The sequence below is a fragment of the Curtobacterium sp. MCBA15_016 genome, from assembly GCF_001865105.1.
Classification (GTDB): Bacteria; Actinomycetota; Actinomycetes; order Actinomycetales; family Microbacteriaceae; genus Curtobacterium.
The window spans coordinates 1-17,524 of record NZ_MJGR01000025.1 but is presented as its reverse complement, the minus strand read 5'-3'; the positions used below and the strand labels follow the sequence as shown (position 1 = coordinate 17,524).

Genomic DNA, 17,524 nt, shown 5'->3' with positions numbered 1-17,524 from the left:
GGGGACGTTCAGATCCGGGCGGCACGCAGGGCGTCGACGGTGTTGCGGACGCCCTGGCCGAAGTCGGTGAAGTCGCGGGCGTCCACGGTCGGCAGCACCCGGGAGCCGAACCGGAGGTCGAGGCCCTGGTAGGTCGCCGAGGGGTCGGCACCGTGGCGGACGTCGAGGGGTTCCCCGAAGGCGTCCTCGACCGCGGCGACGACCTCGGTGATGGTGGCGCTGCGGCCGGAGGCGAAGATCTTGGTGACGGCCGTGCCGGCGTCGGTCGACCGTTCGGTCGTGTCCACCGCGTCCAGCACCATCGCCGCCGCGTCGTCGATGTAGAGGTAGTCCCGCGTGGTCTCCGTCGGGACGTAGATCGACGACGGACGACCCTCGAGGTGCGCGAGCGCCAGCTGCGACACGAGCCCCTGCGCCTTGCCGAGGTTCGCCCCGGGCCCGTACAGGTTCGAGAACCGTCCGACGAGCAGGCGCGCACCGGTCGACTCGGCCCAGGTGCGGAACCGCGCTTCGGACGCGAGCTTCGACCGGCCGTACGGCGCGAGCGGAGCCGGCTCGGAGTCCTCGTCGAAGGGGGCCGGCGAGGAACCCGCGTAGACGGCACCCGCCGAGGAGGCGAAGAAGAGCGTGCCCGGAGCGGCCTCGTCGCCCGCGAGGGTCTCGAGCACCCGCCCGATGAGCTGCTGCTCGGCCTCGAACACCTCCGCACCGGTCGCGACGACCCCCGTCCCGGCGCACCAGACGACCCGCCAGGGGGAGTCCGGCGTGCGGACGCCCCGGATCGCCGTCACGAGCGCCTCGACCGCGGCGTCCTGGTCGTCCCAGGGCACCGAGGCCGCGCGGACGTCGGTCCCCGGTGCCGCCTCGGCCGCCGCACGACGGACCGCGCGCCCGAGGAAGCCTCCGGAGCCGACGACGAGCGTCGCCGAGGTCGACGAGGCCGTCACGCTGCGAAGACCCCGGCGGCCGTCGCCGCGTGCAGCGCCTCGCGCCAGTCGCGCATCGGCGCCAGGCCCGCGCGGGACCAGCCGTCGTGCCCGAGCACGCTGTACGCCGGACGCGGAGCGGGACGCACGAAGGCGGCGCTGTCGGTCGGGAGGACGCGGTCCGGGTCGAGCCCGTTCTCGGCGAAGATCGCCTTGGTGAAGTCGTACCAGGACCCCTGGCCGGAGTTCGTGCCGTGGTAGATGCCAGCCGGGGCGTCCGCGTCGACGAGCTCGACGATGCGCGCCGCGAGGTCACCCGTCCACGTCGGCTGCCCGACCTGGTCGGTCACGACGGACACCGTGTCGTGCGTCTGCGCGAGCCGGAGCATCGTCGCCGCGAAGTTCGGCCCGTGCGCGCCGTAGATCCACGCGGTCCGCACGATGTACGACGAGTCCGGAGCGATCCGGCGGACGTGTGCCTCGCCCTCGGCCTTGGTCCGGCCGTAGGCGTTCAGCGGGTCCGTCGGGGCGTCCTCGGCGTAGGGCGCGGTGCCGTTGCCGTCGAACACGTAGTCCGTCGAGATCGTCACGAGCTTCGCGCCGTGCCGGACGGCCGCCTCGGCGAGGAGCCTCGGGCCCGTCGCGTTGACCGCTGCGGCGTCGGACTCGTGCCTCTCGGCGTCGTCGACCTTGGTGTACGCGGCCGAGTTGATCACGACGTCGTGGCCGGCGACGGCGGCGTCGACCGCGTCGGGGTCCGTGATGTCGAGGTCGGCGCGACCGAGCGCGGTGACGTCACGACCGTGCAGCGCGAGCTGCAGGTCGCGACCGAGCATGCCGGCGGCGCCGGTGATCAGGGTGCGGGTCATCGTGGCGTCCGGGCTCAGGCGAGCGCCGCGCGCTCCTTGAGGGGCTCCCACCACGCGCGGTTGTCGCGGTACCACTGGACGACGTCGGCGAGACCCTGCTCGAACGGCACCTGCGGCTCGTAGCCGAGCTCCGCCTGGATCTTCGAGATGTCGACCGAGTAGCGGAGGTCGTGGCCGAGGCGGTCGGCGACGCGGTCGACGTACGACCAGTCCTTGCCGGTCGCGTCGAGCAGCAGCTGGGTGAGCTCCTTGTTGGTGAGCTCGGTGCCGCCGCCGATGTTGTAGATCTCGCCCGCGCGGCCCTTGGTGAGCACCAGCGCGATGCCACGGGTGTGGTCGTCGACGTGCAGCCAGTCGCGGATGTTGTTGCCCTCGCCGTAGAGCGGGACGTGCTTGTCGTCGATGAGGTTCGTGACGAACAGCGGGATGACCTTCTCGGGGAAGTGGTACGGCCCGTAGTTGTTCGAGCAGCGCGTGATCGAGAGGTTCAGCCCGTGCGTGCGGTGGTAGCTGCGGGCGAGCAGGTCGCTGCCGGCCTTCGACGCCGAGTACGGCGAGTTCGGCTCGAGCGGACGCTCCTCGTCCCACGAGCCCTCGCTGATGGAGCCGTAGACCTCGTCGGTGGAGACGTGCACGAAGCGCTCGGTGCCGTGCCGGAGCGCGGCGTCGAGCAGCCGCTGGGTGCCGACGACGTTCGTCTCGACGAAGATGCCGGAGTCGCGGACCGAGCGGTCGACGTGGGACTCGGCGGCGAAGTGCACGATGGCGTCGATGCCGGGGATGACCTCGTCGAGCTTCGCCGCGTCGCGGATGTCGCCCTGCACGAAGGTGTAGCGCGGCGAGTCCGCGACGGGGGCGAGGTTCTCGAGGTTGCCCGAGTAGGTCAGGGCGTCGTAGACGACGACCTCGGCGCCCTCGAGTCCGGGGTACGCGTCCTGCAGGGTGCGACGGACGAAGTTCGAGCCGATGAAGCCGGCTCCGCCGGTGACGAGGATCTTCACGAGGTCAGGTTCCTTTTCGGAGTCGGTGACGTTGGATCGATGGACGAGTGTAGCGGGGCGTCCCGGAGCAGCAGGTTCCGGCGGGCCTCGACGAGCGCCCAGACCACCGCGACGGCGGCGAGGAGCAGCACCACGACGAAGCCGTACCGGCCGGCGGGCGTCAGGTTCACGAGTCGACCGAGACCGGCGACCGTGACCTGCAGGTGGGTGTTCTCGTAGAAGCCGCGGTAGGCGACCGTCAGGCCGTAGAGCCCGATCACGGGGAAACCCCAGAGCGCGAAGGAACCGACACGGCCGCGCTCCGGTGCGCTCGTCACGAGGTTCCGCCACGCGATCGCGCTGACGGCGATGAGCGGGACGAGCCCGATGAACAGGTATCGGCCCTGTGCGCCGGCGATGAGCTGCGTGTCGTCGTACGAGGAGAAGTTGTTCTGCAGCTGGATCACGAGCGTCAGCGCCGGCAGGACGAGCAGCACGATCGCCGTGCTGCGCTGCGCCGTGCGACGGAACGCCCACCCGACGATCACGGCAAGGGCGATGACGGTCAGGGAGTCCGTGAGGATCTGCGTCATCGGGTAGCGGAGCGCACCGAACTGCCCCCAGAACGACGAGGTGAGGCGGTCCCACTCGACGTTCATGAACTCGCCGAAGTTGGCGCTCGTCTCGCGGCCCCACGGCTTGTCCTGGCGGACGGCGCTCACGCCGTCGGGCTGGAGCGTGCCGAAGAGGACCAGGTTGCGGATCCACCACCACGAGCCGGCCGCGGCGACGATCGCGCCGGCGACGGCGGTCCGGCCGATGCGGGCGCCCCACGACAGGGTCCCGTGGCCGGCGACGAGCAGGGCGATCGCGACGAACGGCACCGTCGGCAGCCCGGTGCCCTTCACCGAGCAGACCGCGGCGACGGCCACCCCGAGCCACACGGCGATGCGCCACCGGTGGTCGCCGGTGAGGGCCCGGGCGGCGAGCCACGAGATCACGGCACCGAGCACGATGACGGGCGCGTCGTTCGTGACGGACGAGCCGATCTGCGCCAGCTGCGGCACGGCGAACAGGGCGAGGACGCCCACGATCGCGGTGCGCGGGGAGCGGGTGACCCGCCGGACGGTCGCCCACGTCAGGAACGGCAGCGGGAGCAGCATCACGACGTCCATCAGGCGCAGGGCCATGACGCCGAGGTCCCAGCGCAGGTGGAAGAACCCGATCGCCTTGAGCACGACCGCACCCACGCCGTAGTAGGTCGGCGGGTGCTGCGACATCTGGTTGACGAAGTCGTGGTTGCCCGGGTTCTCCGCCGTGAGCTGCGCGACGGTCGCACGGTCCGCCGCGGCGACGTTCGTGGACTGCCCCTGCTCGACGTACGTCGTCTTGAGGAGGTCCATGTCGCCCGGCGCCGGCCACCCCTTGTCGAGCGCGAGCTGTTCGGCGGCGTCGAAGTGCGCTGCCTCGTCCGGGGCCGCGAACATCGGCGTCAGGAAGGCCCACAGCGTGAGCAGCAGCGCGAACGCAGCCGTCAGTGCGATGACGGCGCGTCGTTCCCCCCGGGTCACCGGCAGTGCGGCGGTGACCTCAGTCGCCATAGCGCTGGAGTTTCTGCAGGTCGAGCTGTTCCTCGGCCAGCGTGCGGTTGAGCCGGGTGAGGTCGGCGACGACGCCGATCACGATGCTGAGCACCGCGGTGATGAGCAGGACCACCCCGAGGATGATCGACTGCAGGTGGTTGCCGCCGGTGTGCATCGCGAGGAGCACCAGGTACCGGACGAGCGGCCACGCCCCGAGCGCGCCGAGGATCGCCGCGACCCAGAGGAAGAGCGCCATCGGGCGGTACATCAGGTACACGCGGGCGATCGCCGACCCGGACTGGAACATGTGCTGCCAGATGTTCTTGAACAGGCGGGACTCGCGCGTCTTCGGGTTCGTCGTGATCGGGATCGACGCGATCGCCAGGCGCTTGTACCCGGCCTGCACGATCGTCTCCATGCAGTAGCTGAAGCGCGTCACGATGTTCAGGCGGATGAGCGAGTACTTCGAGTACGCGCGGAACCCGCTCGCGGCGTCCGGCAGGTCGAGACCCGCCGCGCGCGAGGCGACCCACGAGCCGAAGCGCTGCATGAGCTTCTTGAACCCGGAGAAGTGCTCGATCGTCCGGGTCTGGCGGTCGCCGATCACGATCTCGGCTTCCTTGCGGAGGATCGGCTGGACCAGCTCGGCGATGTGCGCCTGCGGGTACTGGTTGTCACCGTCGGTGTTCACGACGATGTCGGCACCGTGGAGCAGCGCGTAGTCGACGCCGTCCCGGAACGACCGGGCGAGGCCCATGTTCGTGGTGTGGTGCACGAAGTGCCGGACACCGTGCTCCTTGGCGACCTCGACCGTGCGGTCGGTGCTGCCGTCGTTGATGACCAGGATCTCGATCTCGTCGATGCCGTCGATCTGCTTCGGGATCGAGTCGATGACGCTGGCGAGGGTGTTCTCCTCGTTGAGGCAGGGGATCTGGACGAATAGCTTCACGGGCTCGCTTGGTCTCGTTTCGGGAGTCGGCAGTGCGCAGAACCATGACAGCCTATGCGAACTCGCGCCTTGCTAGGCTTCCCCGGTGCAGATCCGCGAACTGAAGATCCCCGGCGCGTGGGAGTTCACGCCCGTCCAGCACGGCGACGCACGAGGAGCATTCCTCGAGGCGTACCGGGCCGACGTCCTCGAGGAGACGGTCGGCCACCCGCTCGACCTGCGGCAGGTGAACATGTCGATCTCGGCGGCCGGCGTCGCACGGGGCATCCACTACGCCCTCGTCGCACCGAGCCAGGCGAAGTACGTCACCGCCGTCCGCGGGGCGTTCATCGACTACATCGTCGACATCCGCGTCGGCTCCCCGACGTTCGGGCAGTGGGACTCGGTCCGCATCGACGACGTCGACCGCAAGGCGGTGTACCTGTCCGAGGGGCTCGGCCACGCGATCGTCGCGCTCGAGGACCAGTCGACGGTGAACTACCTGGTCAGCGCGCACTACAACCCGGAGCGCGAGAAGGGGATCACGATCCTCGACCCGACCGTGGGGCTCACCCTGCCGGACGGGCTCGGCGAGCCGGTCCTCTCCGAGAAGGACACCAGCGCACCGACCCTCGAGCAGGCTGCCGCCGCAGGGCTGCTCCCCACCTACGAGGAGTGCTTGGCCTACACCGAGTCCCTCCGTACGACGAAGTAACGAAGCAAAGGACGCACCCGTGAAGGGCATCATCCTCGCCGGGGGTTCCGGCACCCGTCTCTGGCCGATCACCAAGGGCATCAGCAAGCAGCTCATGCCGATCTACGACAAGCCGATGGTCTACTACCCGCTGTCGACGCTGATGATGGCCGGCATCCGCGAGGTGCTGGTCATCACGACGCCGGAGTACAACGACCAGTTCCGCGCGCTCCTCGGCGACGGCTCGGCCCTCGGCATGGACATCCAGTACGCCGTGCAGCCGAGCCCGGACGGCCTCGCGCAGGCCTTCGTCATCGGCGAGGACTTCATCGGCGACGACAGCGTCGCGCTGGTCCTCGGCGACAACATCTTCCACGGCACGGGCCTCGGCACGAACCTCCGCAAGAACACCGAGGTCGAGGGCGCGACGATCTTCGCGTACCACGTGGCCGACCCGAAGGCGTACGGCGTCGTCGAGTTCGACGACAGCTTCACCGCGGTCTCCATCGAGGAGAAGCCGACCGAGCCGAAGTCGAACTACGCCGTCCCCGGCCTGTACTTCTACGACAACAAGGTCATCGAGATCGCGAAGACGATCGAGCCGAGCGCCCGCGGGGAGCTCGAGATCTCGACCGTGAACGAGCGCTACCTCGACGCCGGCGAGCTCGGCGTGCAGGTCCTCGACCGCGGCACGGCCTGGCTCGACACCGGCACGTTCGAGTCGATGATGCAGGCGTCCGAGTACGTCAAGGTGATCGAGGACCGTCAGGGCTTCAAGATCGGCTGCATCGAGGAGATCGCCTGGCGCAACGGCTGGATCGACGACGCACAGCTCGCCGACCTCGCCGCCCCGCTCGTCAAGGGCGGCTACGGCGTCTACCTCCAGCGCCTCCTCTCCGCCTAGTCATCCCCGTGGCGCCCGGCTCTGGTTGGTTCGGTCGACGCCGCCGTCGTGACGCGACGCCCTCCGGCCCCGATGCGGTCCAGGAGGCGCGACACCCGTCCGCGACGGCGGCGCCGCCCGAGCGGGTGGCCGGGTTCGACGGCCCGGCGCAGGTCCGGCAGACCGGCGTCACCGTGCTCCTCGTCAGCCGGTCCGACCGGCACGAGCGGTTGCCCGCGATGGTCACCGCTGCCCGGACCGCCTTCGGTCCCGAGGTGGACGTCCGCGCCGTGGCCTACGTCGCGGACGCCTCCCCGGTCCTGCCGTCACCCCGGGGTGTGCCGTGGGTGCGGCCGGACCCCGTCGACGGCATCGGATCGGCCGTGAACGCCGGGGTCGCCGGTGGGGTGCGCGGCGTGCTCGTCGTGGTGGACTCGACGGTGGGCGTCACCGACCAGGACCTCCAGGTGCTCGCCGAGGCCGGTGCGCGCGGTGTGGCGCAGGCCCGGGTCTGGCTCGCCGACGGTTCCGCACGCCACGGGGCCAGGCTCCTCCGGCCCGGGGCGCTGCCCTGGAGCGACGACACCGCGTCGGTCGTGCCCGGCGCCGACGGACTCCGGTCGACGATCCTCACCGCACGCGACACCGCAGCCGCTGCGACCGTCTTCGCCGCGGACCAACCCGCACTGGCGATGCCCGGACGTGCGCTGGTACCGGCACCGTGCCTCCCGGACGAACGCACCACGCTGTCGGCCTGGAGCCGCGCGGTCGCGGACCGCACCGATCGTGACGTCGCGCTCGTCTGGGCGCTCGAGCGCTCGGACGAGGCGGGGCGCACCGTCGACGCGGCGACCGTCGACGCCGTCTCGGGGTGGCGTGACCGCGCCGTCGACGGGAACGGCTCGGTCGTGGCCGGGCCACCGGTGCCGCCGTGGGGTGCTCGGCCCGTGACGCCCGTGGCCTCGACGGTGCCGGCCACCGAGCAGCTCGCGTGGTCGCTGAAGATCGCCGCGCCCGCCGGACCCGAGGGTGACGGGTGGGGCGACGTGCACTTCGCCGCCGAGCTGGCCGCCGCGCTCGAGCGGCTCGGACAGCGGGTCCGCGTCGACCGCCGGGACGCCCACGTGCGGGACGACGACGGCGCGGACGACGTGACGCTCGTCGTGCGGGGGCTCGACCGGGTGCCGCCGAACCCGGCGTCCGTGAACCTGCTCTGGGTGATCAGCCACCCGGACGACGTCGCGGACACCGAACTGCGGTCGTTCGACCGGGCGTTCGCCGCGGGTCCGGCGTGGGCCGCAGCGGCGAGTGCGCGGTCGGGCGTGCCGGTCGGGATGCTGCTGCAGGCGACCGACCCGGCGGTGTTCCACCCGGGCGTGTCGTCGGGGCCGGACGCCGGCCGCGTCGTCTTCGTCGGCTCCACCCGCGGCGCCGCTCGCCCCGTCGTCGCGGACGCGGTCGCACTCGGTGCCGACCTGCGCGTGCACGGGCCCGGGTGGGAGGACGTCGTGCCGGAGTCGTCCCTCGGGGCGCCGTCGTTGTCCCGCGCCGAGGTGGCCCGTGCCTACGCGTCGGCCCGTGTCGTGCTGAACGACCACTGGCCGGACATGGCCGCCGGGGGGTTCGTGTCGAACCGGGTGCTCGACGTCCTGGCCGCCGGGGGAGTCGTCGTGACCGACCCCGTCGTCGGGCTCGGCGAGGTGCTCGACGTGCCGACGCTGGCGGTGGCGGGGTCGCGGGAGGACCTCGCGGCGCTGCTCGACCCGGCGTACCCGTGGCCCGCCGAGGCCTCGCGGGCCGAGGTGGCCGCGCGCATCGCCGCCGAGCACTCCTTCGATGCCCGTGCCCGCGTGCTGCTCGACGCCGCGCGCGCCGAGCGCGCGCGCCTGCGGCGCTGAGCGCGCCGCGGGCCGCGGCCGCCTGCGGCGCCGCGCCGCGGCTGCCGCCGCCGCGGCGTCGAACCACGTTCGCGACGTCGAACCAGGCCGCGCTCCTGGTTCGACGTCGGATTCGTGGTTCGACGCGGGCGCGGCTGCGCCGCCGCACAACCAAAGCCGCTCCGAACCGCGGGAAGGCGCGGCGCGCAGTGGTTTTGGTTTTGCGCTGCGCAGCGGCGCCGCGCGCTACTTGCGCGTCACCCAGCGCGCCCGGACGGCGAGCCCCACACGCAGCATCGCCCGCAGCGGCCACAGCCACCACGCCCGGTACTTCCGCGACAGGAACCGGTAGGCGCTCCGGTGGTGCTCGATCTCCATGCGGCGCCGGTTCGACGAGGTCGAGTGCGCCCCGGTGTGCGTGACCACGGCGGTCGGCACGTACACGTTCGCCCGCCCGGCGAGCCCCACGCGCTGCCCGAGGTCGACGTCCTCGAAGTACATGAAGTACGACTCGTCGAAGCCCCCGAGCTCGCGGAACAGCGACGTCCGGATGAGGAAGCACGCCCCGGACAGCCAGCCGGCCTCGCGCTCGACGACCTGGGTGGTGGACCAGTACCGCTGGCTCCACGGGTTCGCCGGCCAGAAGCGCGAGAACGCCGCGTGGCCGAGGCCGGTCCGGAGCGACGGGAGTTGGCGCGCCGAGGGGTAGGTGTCGCCCTGCTCGTCGAGGATCCGCGGACCGAACGACCCGCCGGACGGCAGACGGTCCGCAGCCGCGACGAGCTCGTCGATCGAGCCCGGCGCGAGGACCACGTCGGGGTTCGTGACGAGCAGGAACTCCGGCCGGACGTCGGGGAGCACGTCGTCGAGCGCGCTGAGGGCCGCGTCGATCCCGCCGCCGTAGCCACGGTTGCCCCCGGAGGACACCACGACGGCGCCGTACGACTCGCCGATCGCCCGCAGTGCGTCGAGGTCGGCCGAGCCGTTGTCCGCGATCACCACGGCCACGGGGTCACTGGACGCCGCCTCGATGCTCGCGAGGAACGGTCGGATCGTCTCACCGGTGTTGTACGTGACGGTGAGCACCGCGACCCGGGTCATCGGACACCCCCGGAGGCGCCACGAGCGACGGCCGCGTACGCATCGACGTGCACGGCGGCCGTGGCCTCCCACGTGAACGAGGAGGCCCGGCGGAGTGCGGCCGCCCGGTGTGACGCGACGAGCGCGGGGTCGTCGAGCAGCGAGGCCATCGCCGCCCCCAGCGCCGACGTGTCGGGCTCGGTGTAGACGGCGGCGTCGCCCCCCACCTCGGGCAGCGACAGGCGCCTGGTGGTGAGCACGCACGCGCCGGTCGCCATCGCCTCGACCACCGGCAGGCCGAAGCCCTCGCCGAGGGACGGGTACACGACGAACTCCGCGCCGCCGAGGAAGCCGGAGAGGTCCTCGAGCGGGAGGTACCCGGCCTCGATGACGTGGTCGGCGTCCTGCAGCGCGTCGAGCCGTGCGATCGCGGCCTCGTCCCAGCCGCGGGCACCGGAGAGCACCAGCCAGGGCGTGTCCGACCCCGTGACCGCATGGGCGTCGCGGACCGCGGCATAGGCGTCGAGCAGTGCGGTGACGTTCTTGCGCGGTTCGATCGTGCCGAGGAACGCGATCCAGGACGCGTCGTCGGGGAGCGTCGCGGCGATGCGGGCGTCCTCGACCTCGGCGGTGGACGGCTCGTGGAAGACGCTCCGGTCGACCCCGAGCGGCGCGACCCGGACGTCCGCACGGATGCCGGACACCACGCGGGCAGCCTCGGTCGCGGTGGCGGCGCTCGGCACGATGACGACCGGACGGGTCCGGAGCGATCGGCGGCTCCACCAGGTGAAGAACGTGCGCTTCAGGCGGGAGTGCCACTCGGGGTTCGAGAAGAACGTGGCGTCGTGCAGCGTCACCACGGAGCCGCGGCGCCACGAGAACGGGAACGTGTAGTGCGGGGAGTGCAGCACCGCCGCGCCGATCCGCCGACCGAGTGCCGGCAGCCCGGTCTGCTCCCAGAGGAAGCGCAGCGGCACGGAGTCGGTCCACGCCGGTGCCGTGTGCAGCGTCACGTGCGGTGCCACGTCGCGGAAGTGCGCGGCGTGCACGGGCCGGACGACGAGGTGCACGTCGAGCGACGGGTCGGTGAGGTGCGACGCGACCCCCTCGATGTAGCGTCCGACACCGCCGAGGTTGCGCGGTACCGCGGTCCCGTCGATGAGGACGGTGAGCTGCGGCACGCGAGGTTCCTTCCGGCCGGGGACGCCGCGGCCGGGACCGTCGACGGGGGAGTCCCCAGGATAGCCCGCTCCGCTCATGCGTCCGGGTCCACGGCGCTCCGCGGGACGGACGCGACCCGCGTCTCACGGAGCCGCCGCGCGAGGTGCGCGGGGAGGTGCCCCGTCACGTCGGCCAGTGCTGCCAGGACGAGCCGCGCCTCCCGTCGGGTGCGACCGGAACGCAGCCCGACCAGGCCGCGCGCGGTCGTCCGGACCGCAGCCCGCACGACCGTCGGCCACGGCGCGTGCCACAGGGCGACGACCAGCCGGTTGCGGGCGTTGCGGAAGACGAACAGGTCGCTCTGCACGCCGGACGACGCCGAGTGGTCGTGCTCGACGACCGCCTCGGCCGCGTACTCGACGCGCCATCCGCGGCGGCGGAGCCGCCAGGCGAGCTCGGTGTCCTCGTAGTACATGAACAGCGACTCGTCGAGGAGTCCGACGTCGTCGAGCGCGGCCTTCCGGAGCGCGGAGGCGCCGCCCGAGAACCCGAACACGTCGCGGTCCGCCGCCTGGTCGGCCGCGCCGAACCAGTCGCGGTCCATGCCGTTGCCGTCGCGGTCGACCCGCACGCCGGTCGAGTTGAGCCGGACCTCGCCGTCGGCGTCGGGCACCCACAGGTGGCCGGTGTGGTCGCGCAACGCCCGTCCGGCGGGGGCCGGGGCACCGGCCTGGAGGCGCGACCAGCGCCCGGCGAGCACGATGCGGCCCGTCACGGCCGCCACGGCCGCAGGGGCGGCGTCGAGGTGGTCGCGGAGGGCCGCGACGAAGCCCGGAGCCGGCTCGGCGTCGTTGTTGAGGAGGACGACGACGTCGGCGTCCGCGTGCCGGATGCCCGTGTTCGCGCCCGCGGCGAACCCGCCGTTGGTGTCGCGGACCAGCACCGTCGCCTCGGGCAGCTCGCGGCGGAGCACGGCGACGGAGTCGTCCGACGACCCGTTGTCGACCACGATGACCTGGTCGGCCGCGCCGTCGTCGAGCACGGCGCGGGCGGCCCGGGTCGTGAGGTCCGCACGGTTCCAGTTGACGACGACGACCGCGGTGCGGGAGGCGCCGTCGGTGGGCGTCAGCCGAGCTCCTCGATGGAGGGCTTCGCGTAGACGCTGCCGACGGCGTCGCCGAACGACGGGACCTCGAACGAGTCACACTCCGGCAGGTCGTGCAGGTGCCGCCCGGCGGAGTCCATCATCGACACGTTGATGAAGTACTTGCCGGTGCCGAAGTTCGTGTCCGTGATCCGGAGGCGGAGCTTCCGGCGCCCGTGCAGCGGCTGGAGCGTGACGCCCATGATGCCGGTGGTGGTGCCGTAGACGACCTGACCGGCGGTGTTGTTGATCTGGACGGCGGCCTCCCAGTCGGCGACGCCGTCGAGGTGCTCGAACTCCATGTCCACGACGAGGTCGTCACCGGGCGTGACGGGTGCGCGGTGCTCCTTGCCGTCGGCGTGCACGGTCGCCCCGAGGACCGTGCCGCGGCCCACGGCGACGTCGGCGCTGAGCTCGCCGGACCGGCGCTCCTCGAGCACGTCACGGAACTTGCTGACCGCCTGGACGGCGTCCCCGTCGTGCAGGACCTTGCCCTTGTTGAGCAGCACGACCCGGTCGCACATCTCCTGCACCTGGCTGAGCGAGTGCGTGACGATGATGATCGTCTTGCCCTGCTCCTGGAACGAGCGGATGCGGTCGAGGCACTTGCGCTGGAACGCCTCGTCGCCGACGGCGAGGACCTCGTCGACGAGCAGCACGTCGGGGTCGGTGTGCACGGCCACGGCGAACGCGAGTCGCACGTACATGCCGGAGCTGTAGAACTTCACCTGGGTGTCGATGAAGTCGCCGATGCCGGAGAACGCGAGGATGTCATCGAACCGCGCCTCGGTCTCCTTGCGGCTCAGACCGAGCAGCGCCGCGTTGAGGTAGACGTTCTCGCGGCCGGACAGGTCCGGGTGGAAGCCGGCGCCGAGCTCGAGCAGCGCGGCCAGCCGCCCCCGGCGCGAGACGGTGCCGGACGTCGGCTGGATGATGCCGCCGATGGCCTTGAGCAGCGTCGACTTGCCGGAGCCGTTCTGGCCGATGAGGCCGACGGTGGTCCCGGCCTGGATCGACACGGTGACGTCGTCGAGCGCCCAGAAGTCCTGGCGGTGCTTGCGACCGGCGCGGCCGAGCGTGACGATCCGCTCGCGGATGGTGTTGTCCTTGCGGACGGTGAAGCGCTTGCGGACGTGGTCGATGACGATGACGTCGGGGCGCTCGTCGCCGCGCTGCTGGGCGGTGGGTGCGACGGGGGTGCTGATGGCCATGGGTCTAGAGCTCCTGCGCGAAGTTGCCCTGCAGGCGCGAGAACACGCGCTGCGCGCCGATGAGGCAGAACAGGCCGATGACGAACGCGATGCCGAGTCGGAGCATGAGGTGGTCGGGGTAGACGACCTTCGCCGGGTCGTGCAGCCAGATGGCGTTCTGCATGCCGAGGACGGACAGCGTGAGGGGGTTGTTCGTGTAGACGGTCAGGATCCACTGGACGTGCAGCTCCTTGAGGACCATCGAGTACGAGTACACGATCGGCGATCCCCACAGCAGCACCATCAGGCCGACGTCGATGACGAACTGCACGTCCCGCAGGTACACGTTGAGCGCGGAGAGGACGAGCCCGATGGCCGCGCCGTAGACGACGATCACGGCGAGGGACGGCACCAGGTACACCAGGCCCTCGTGCAACGGGAACGCACCGAGCACCAGCGTCGCCACGATCAGGATGACGAACTGGATGGCGTAGTTGACCAGGGCGGCCCCGACGCTCGCGAGCGGGAAGACCTCGCGCGGGACGTAGACCTTCTTGATGAGGCCGCTGTTGCCGACGATCGAGCCGGTCGACCCCGCGACGATCTCGCTGAAGAGCGTGTACGCGCCGAGTCCGGTGAAGACGTAGATCGCGAAGTTGTCGATGCCGTGCGCGGCGCCGAGCACCTTGCCGATGACGAAGTAGTAGATGAGGAGCTGGGTCAGCGGGCGCACCAGCGTCCACACGAACCCGAGCGCCGAGTCCTTGTACCGCGCCTTGAGGTCGCGGCGCACGAGCATGCCGAGCATCTCGCGCTGCCGGAAGACGTCGCGCAGTTCTCGCCAGGTTCCTCGGATGGCACTCGTCGGAGCGCCGACCACGACCAGGGGCTCCTTCGCGAGCGCGGCCATGCGGGCTTGATCGACCATGTGTCTCTTCGTTCGTGGGGGCAGGACCGGAACAGCATACTCATCGCATCACCCAGGACGCCGGTGCGCGCTGCGGACCGGGCGACACCTGTCGTCCGCCCCCGTGCGGGGGTGAATGTGCGCGGATTGAACCCTCAACCTTCACTTTGGGGTTACCGTTGACGCAACCCGGACCCTTGTCAACATCCACAGGACGGCCCGTCAGCATGCACTTCGCGTCACGGCCGATCGCTGCGTTCGCGGTGGTCGGTGTTCTCAGTCTCCTCGCGGCGGGTTGTTCCGCCACGAGTGACGACGACCCCACCGCGTCGCCCACGCGGTCCGCCTCACCGACTCCGACCGCATCGGCGACCGCGACGTCCGGCCCCTCGTCGACCCCGTCGCCGAGCAGCTCCGACGACGCGGACGACAGCCCCTCGGCGTTCCCGGGCTCCGGCCAGACGACCGAGCCCGACGACGACCCGTCGGACTTCCCGGCCACCGCCGTCGTCACCTACGCCGGGTGGGACACGGGCAGCCGGACGCTCCAGGCCGGTGGACTCGTCTCCGGCACGACGAACACGTCGGGCACCTGCACGTTCACCGCGACGAAGAGCGGTGTCACCCGGACCCTGACCAGCACGGCGGAGGCGAGCGCGTCCTCCGTGAACTGCGCGCAGGTGTCCTTCCCGGCGGCCCAGGTGTCCAGCGGCACCTGGTCCATCACCCTCGACTACCGGGTCGGCGCGCAGTCGACCACGTCCGACCCGATGACGGCGGAGGTGCCGTGATGCGATCCATCCGAACCGACGGGCGACGACGCCCGCTGCGGTCGTCCCTCGCCCTCGTGGCCGCCCTCGCGGTCGCCGTGAGCGGCCTGACCTTCGGCACGGTGCTGTCCGAGCAGACGACGACGGAGTCCGCCTCGGCCGCGACCGCCGCGTCGTTCGACCCGGGCAACATCATCAGCGACGTGAACTTCTACAACGGGTCGGCGATGAGCTCGTCGTCCGTGCAGTCGTTCCTCAACAGCGTCGCGCCGAACTGCAAGCAGGCATCGGGCGGCCCGGCGTGCCTCAAGAACTTCTCGCAGAACATGAGCGGCATCGCCGCCGTGTCCGGTCGGTGCTCCGCGATCAACGGCGGCGTGAAGTCGGCGGCCACGGTCATCGCGCAGGTCGGCGCCGCGTGCGGCATCAGCCAGAAGGTCCTGCTCGTCCTGCTGCAGAAGGAGCAGGGCATCGTCACGACGAACAGCCCGACGAGCTACATGTACCTGCACGCCACCGGCTTCGCGTGCCCGGACACCGCGCCGTGCGACCCGAAGTACTACGGCTTCGGCCAGCAGGTGTACGCCGCCGCGCTGCAGTTCAAGCGCTACCAGGCCTCGCCGACGTCCTGGGCGTACCAGGCCGGCCGCAACAACTCGATCCTCTACAACCCGAACGCCGCGTGCGGTCGGAAGACGGTCTACATCAAGAACCAGGCGACCGCCGGGCTGTACATCTACACGCCGTACACCCCGAACGCCGCCGCGATGTCGAACCTCTACGGCACGGGTGACGGCTGCTCGGCGTACGGCAACCGGAACTTCTGGCGCATGTACACCGACTGGTTCGGCTCGCCCACCGGTGGCAGCTCGCCCGCCGGGCACGTCGACTCCGCGACCGCCGGGTTCCGCCAGGTCACGGTGGGCGGCTGGGCGTACGACCCCGACGTCGCGACGAGCCCGATCCGGGTGGCGTTCTACGTGGACGGCGTCGGCAAGAAGACCATCACGGCCGACGGGGCGCGTTCCGACCTGGGCAGCCAGCTCGGCGCCGGCAACACCAGCCACGGGTTCTCGACGACCCTGACCGGGATCTCCGGCGGCAGCCACAACGTCTGCGTGTTCGGCATCAACCAGGGCGCCGGTGCCAACGCACTGCTCGGCTGCCAGCAGGTGACCGTCCGGACCGGGGCGCCGTTCGGCAAGCTCGACCAGGCCACCCTCGCGGCGGACAAGCTCAGCGTCCGCGGCTGGGCGATCGACCCGGACACGAAGTCCTCGATCCCCGTGCAGCTCCGCGTGGACGGCGTGGCGAAGAAGGCCTGGACCGCCAGCGCCTCGCGCACCGACGTCGGGAAGATCTACTCGGGCTGGGGCGACGCGCACGGCTACTCGGCGACGATCAGCGGCATCGGTGCCGGGAAGCACACGATCAGCACGTGGGCGAAGGACACCTCCACGGGCAAGTGGACGCAGCTCGGGGCGAAGACCGTGACGAAGGCGAGCGGTTCGCCGTGGATCGTCATCGACGAGGCATCGTCGACCGCTCCGGGCAAGCTCAAGATCCGCGGCTGGACGGCCGACCCGGACACGATCGCGCCGCTGCGCGTCCACCTGTACCTGGACGGCAAGGCCCTGACCTCGTTCACGGCCGACCAGACCAAGGCGGGCCTCGACAAGGCACTGCCCGGCTACGGTGACGACCACGCGATCCTGTTCACCCGCAGCAGCGTCCCGGCCGGGAAGCACCAGCTCTGCATCATCGCGATCAACGTGGGCCCCGGCGGCAACAGCAACGTCTGCACGACGTTCCAGACGCCGACCGGCCCGCCGAAGGTGAAGATCGAGTCCGGTTCGTCGCCGACGCTCGGCTCGCTGCAGGTCAGCGGCTACGCGGTCGACCCCGACACGGTGCAGCCGATCGGTGTGACGTACACGGTCGACGGCAAGAAGATCACCACCGGCACGGCCGACCAGGCCAGCGCCACGGCGGCGAAGGCGTACCCCGGGTACTACTCGAAGCACGGCTTCCAGGCCACGCTCACCGGCATCGGCCCGGGCAAGCACACCGTGTGCGTCGTCGGGACGAACGTCGGGGGCGGGAAGGACGCCAGCGCCTGCAGCACGGTCGCGATGACCTCCGGCAACCCGGTCCTGCTGCTCGACGAGGTCTCCTCGCCCGCGGCCGGCCAGGTCAAGGTGCGCGGCTGGACGATCGACCCGGACACCGCGTCCCCGATCCAGGTGCACGTGTACGTGAACGGCGCCGGCGCGAAGTCGCTCACCGCGAACGAGGCGAAGGCGTCGCTCGCCACCACCTACGGCGGGTACGGCGCGAACCACTCGTTCTCGACGACCGTGTCCGGCTACAGGGCGGGCAGCACGCAGGTCTGCGTCTACGCGATGAACACCGGCGCGGGAGCGAACACCACGCTGTGCCGGACGATCACGGTGAAGTAGTGCGCTCACGGTCCGACGGACCACGATGCGAGACGGGAGGCGCCCCACCAGCCGGTGGGGCGCCTCCCGTCTC

General features: G+C 71.2%; 15 protein-coding genes. 5 read left to right on the top strand and 10 right to left on the bottom strand.

Going from position 1 to position 17,524, the window contains the following annotated elements:
* Positions 1–8: 8 nt before the first annotated feature.
* Genes BIV03_RS11225 through BIV03_RS11205 form a run of 5 tightly spaced genes read right to left on the bottom strand, consistent with a single transcriptional unit; the run spans position 9 to position 5,307 of the window.
* Positions 9–947, bottom strand: a complete 939-nt coding sequence (locus BIV03_RS11225) for an NAD-dependent epimerase/dehydratase family protein (protein ID WP_071295768.1) — start codon at positions 945–947, stop codon at positions 9–11.
* Positions 944–1,795: a dTDP-4-dehydrorhamnose reductase gene (rfbD, locus tag BIV03_RS11220; RefSeq protein WP_071295767.1), complete on the bottom strand. Its 852-nt coding sequence runs from the start codon at positions 1,793–1,795 to the stop codon at positions 944–946. Before rfbD ends, BIV03_RS11225 begins: the two co-directional genes overlap by 4 nt.
* Before the next feature lie 14 nt (positions 1,796–1,809).
* On the bottom strand, positions 1,810–2,796 hold the full coding sequence (rfbB, locus tag BIV03_RS11215) for a dTDP-glucose 4,6-dehydratase (RefSeq protein WP_070418472.1): 987 nt from the start codon (positions 2,794–2,796) through the stop codon (positions 1,810–1,812).
* Positions 2,793–4,376 carry a DUF2142 domain-containing protein gene (locus BIV03_RS11210; protein WP_071295766.1) on the bottom strand — a complete coding sequence of 528 codons (1,584 nt, stop codon included), beginning with the start codon at positions 4,374–4,376 and terminating at the stop codon, positions 2,793–2,795. Before BIV03_RS11210 ends, rfbB begins: the two co-directional genes overlap by 4 nt.
* Positions 4,366–5,307, bottom strand: a complete 942-nt coding sequence (locus BIV03_RS11205) for a glycosyltransferase family 2 protein (RefSeq protein WP_070418474.1) — start codon at positions 5,305–5,307, stop codon at positions 4,366–4,368. Before BIV03_RS11205 ends, BIV03_RS11210 begins: the two co-directional genes overlap by 11 nt.
* Before the next feature lie 85 nt (positions 5,308–5,392).
* On the opposite strand from BIV03_RS11205, the gene BIV03_RS11200 reads away from it, so the two are divergent.
* The 3 genes from BIV03_RS11200 to BIV03_RS11190 all read left to right on the top strand — a co-directional run bounded on the left by BIV03_RS11200 (position 5,393) and on the right by BIV03_RS11190 (position 8,761).
* Positions 5,393–6,001, top strand: a complete 609-nt coding sequence (locus tag BIV03_RS11200) for a dTDP-4-dehydrorhamnose 3,5-epimerase family protein (protein ID WP_070418475.1) — start codon at positions 5,393–5,395, stop codon at positions 5,999–6,001.
* Positions 6,002–6,020: 19 nt separating this feature from the next.
* The gene (gene rfbA, locus BIV03_RS11195; RefSeq protein WP_071295765.1) at positions 6,021–6,884 is read left to right on the top strand and encodes a glucose-1-phosphate thymidylyltransferase RfbA; all 864 of its coding nucleotides are present in this window, start codon (positions 6,021–6,023) and stop codon (positions 6,882–6,884) included.
* 125 nt (positions 6,885–7,009) lie between these two features.
* Positions 7,010–8,761, top strand: a complete 1,752-nt coding sequence (locus tag BIV03_RS11190) for a glycosyltransferase (protein ID WP_071295764.1) — start codon at positions 7,010–7,012, stop codon at positions 8,759–8,761.
* Positions 8,762–8,986: 225 nt separating this feature from the next.
* On the opposite strand, the gene BIV03_RS11185 is transcribed toward BIV03_RS11190, so the two are convergent.
* The 5 genes from BIV03_RS11185 to BIV03_RS11165 form a co-directional block, all read right to left on the bottom strand.
* Positions 8,987–9,841 carry a glycosyltransferase family 2 protein gene (locus BIV03_RS11185; protein ID WP_071295763.1) on the bottom strand — a complete coding sequence of 285 codons (855 nt, stop codon included), beginning with the start codon at positions 9,839–9,841 and terminating at the stop codon, positions 8,987–8,989.
* Positions 9,838–11,001, bottom strand: a complete 1,164-nt coding sequence (locus tag BIV03_RS11180) for a glycosyltransferase family 1 protein (RefSeq protein ID WP_071295762.1) — start codon at positions 10,999–11,001, stop codon at positions 9,838–9,840. The genes BIV03_RS11185 and BIV03_RS11180 overlap by 4 nt, the downstream gene beginning before the upstream one ends.
* A 74-nt stretch (positions 11,002–11,075) precedes the next feature.
* A complete protein-coding gene (locus BIV03_RS11175) occupies positions 11,076–12,110 on the bottom strand; it encodes a glycosyltransferase family 2 protein (RefSeq protein WP_083403374.1) in 1,035 nt (344 codons plus the stop codon).
* A complete protein-coding gene (locus BIV03_RS11170; RefSeq protein WP_071295760.1) occupies positions 12,107–13,336 on the bottom strand; it encodes an ABC transporter ATP-binding protein in 1,230 nt (409 codons plus the stop codon). Before BIV03_RS11170 ends, BIV03_RS11175 begins: the two co-directional genes overlap by 4 nt.
* Positions 13,337–13,340: 4 nt before the next feature.
* Positions 13,341–14,243 carry an ABC transporter permease gene (locus tag BIV03_RS11165; RefSeq protein ID WP_071295759.1) on the bottom strand — a complete coding sequence of 301 codons (903 nt, stop codon included), beginning with the start codon at positions 14,241–14,243 and terminating at the stop codon, positions 13,341–13,343.
* Between the two features lie 206 nt (positions 14,244–14,449).
* On the opposite strand from BIV03_RS11165, the gene BIV03_RS11160 reads away from it, so the two are divergent.
* Together BIV03_RS11160 and BIV03_RS11155 are read left to right on the top strand one after the other, a co-directional pair.
* The gene (locus tag BIV03_RS11160; protein ID WP_071295758.1) at positions 14,450–15,013 is read left to right on the top strand and encodes a hypothetical protein; all 564 of its coding nucleotides are present in this window, start codon (positions 14,450–14,452) and stop codon (positions 15,011–15,013) included.
* The gene (locus BIV03_RS11155) at positions 15,013–17,451 is read left to right on the top strand and encodes a hypothetical protein (protein ID WP_071295757.1); all 2,439 of its coding nucleotides are present in this window, start codon (positions 15,013–15,015) and stop codon (positions 17,449–17,451) included. The genes BIV03_RS11160 and BIV03_RS11155 overlap by 1 nt, the downstream gene beginning before the upstream one ends.
* The last annotated feature ends 73 nt before the right edge of the window (positions 17,452–17,524 follow it).

Excerpts from the sequence above, each read along its gene's own strand:
- rfbD (WP_071295767.1), bottom strand. The coding sequence starts at position 1,795 with ATGACCCGCACCCTGATCACCGGCGCCGCCGGCATGCTCGGTCGCGAC.
- BIV03_RS11210 (WP_071295766.1), bottom strand. The coding sequence starts at position 4,376 with ATGGCGACTGAGGTCACCGCCGCACTGCCGGTGACCCGGGGGGAACGA.
- BIV03_RS11185 (WP_071295763.1), bottom strand. The coding sequence starts at position 9,841 with ATGACCCGGGTCGCGGTGCTCACCGTCACGTACAACACCGGTGAGACG.
- BIV03_RS11170 (WP_071295760.1), bottom strand. The coding sequence starts at position 13,336 with ATGGCCATCAGCACCCCCGTCGCACCCACCGCCCAGCAGCGCGGCGAC.
- BIV03_RS11165 (WP_071295759.1), bottom strand. The coding sequence starts at position 14,243 with ATGGTCGATCAAGCCCGCATGGCCGCGCTCGCGAAGGAGCCCCTGGTC.
- BIV03_RS11160 (WP_071295758.1), top strand. The coding sequence starts at position 14,450 with ATGCACTTCGCGTCACGGCCGATCGCTGCGTTCGCGGTGGTCGGTGTT.
- BIV03_RS11155 (WP_071295757.1), top strand. The coding sequence starts at position 15,013 with ATGCGATCCATCCGAACCGACGGGCGACGACGCCCGCTGCGGTCGTCC.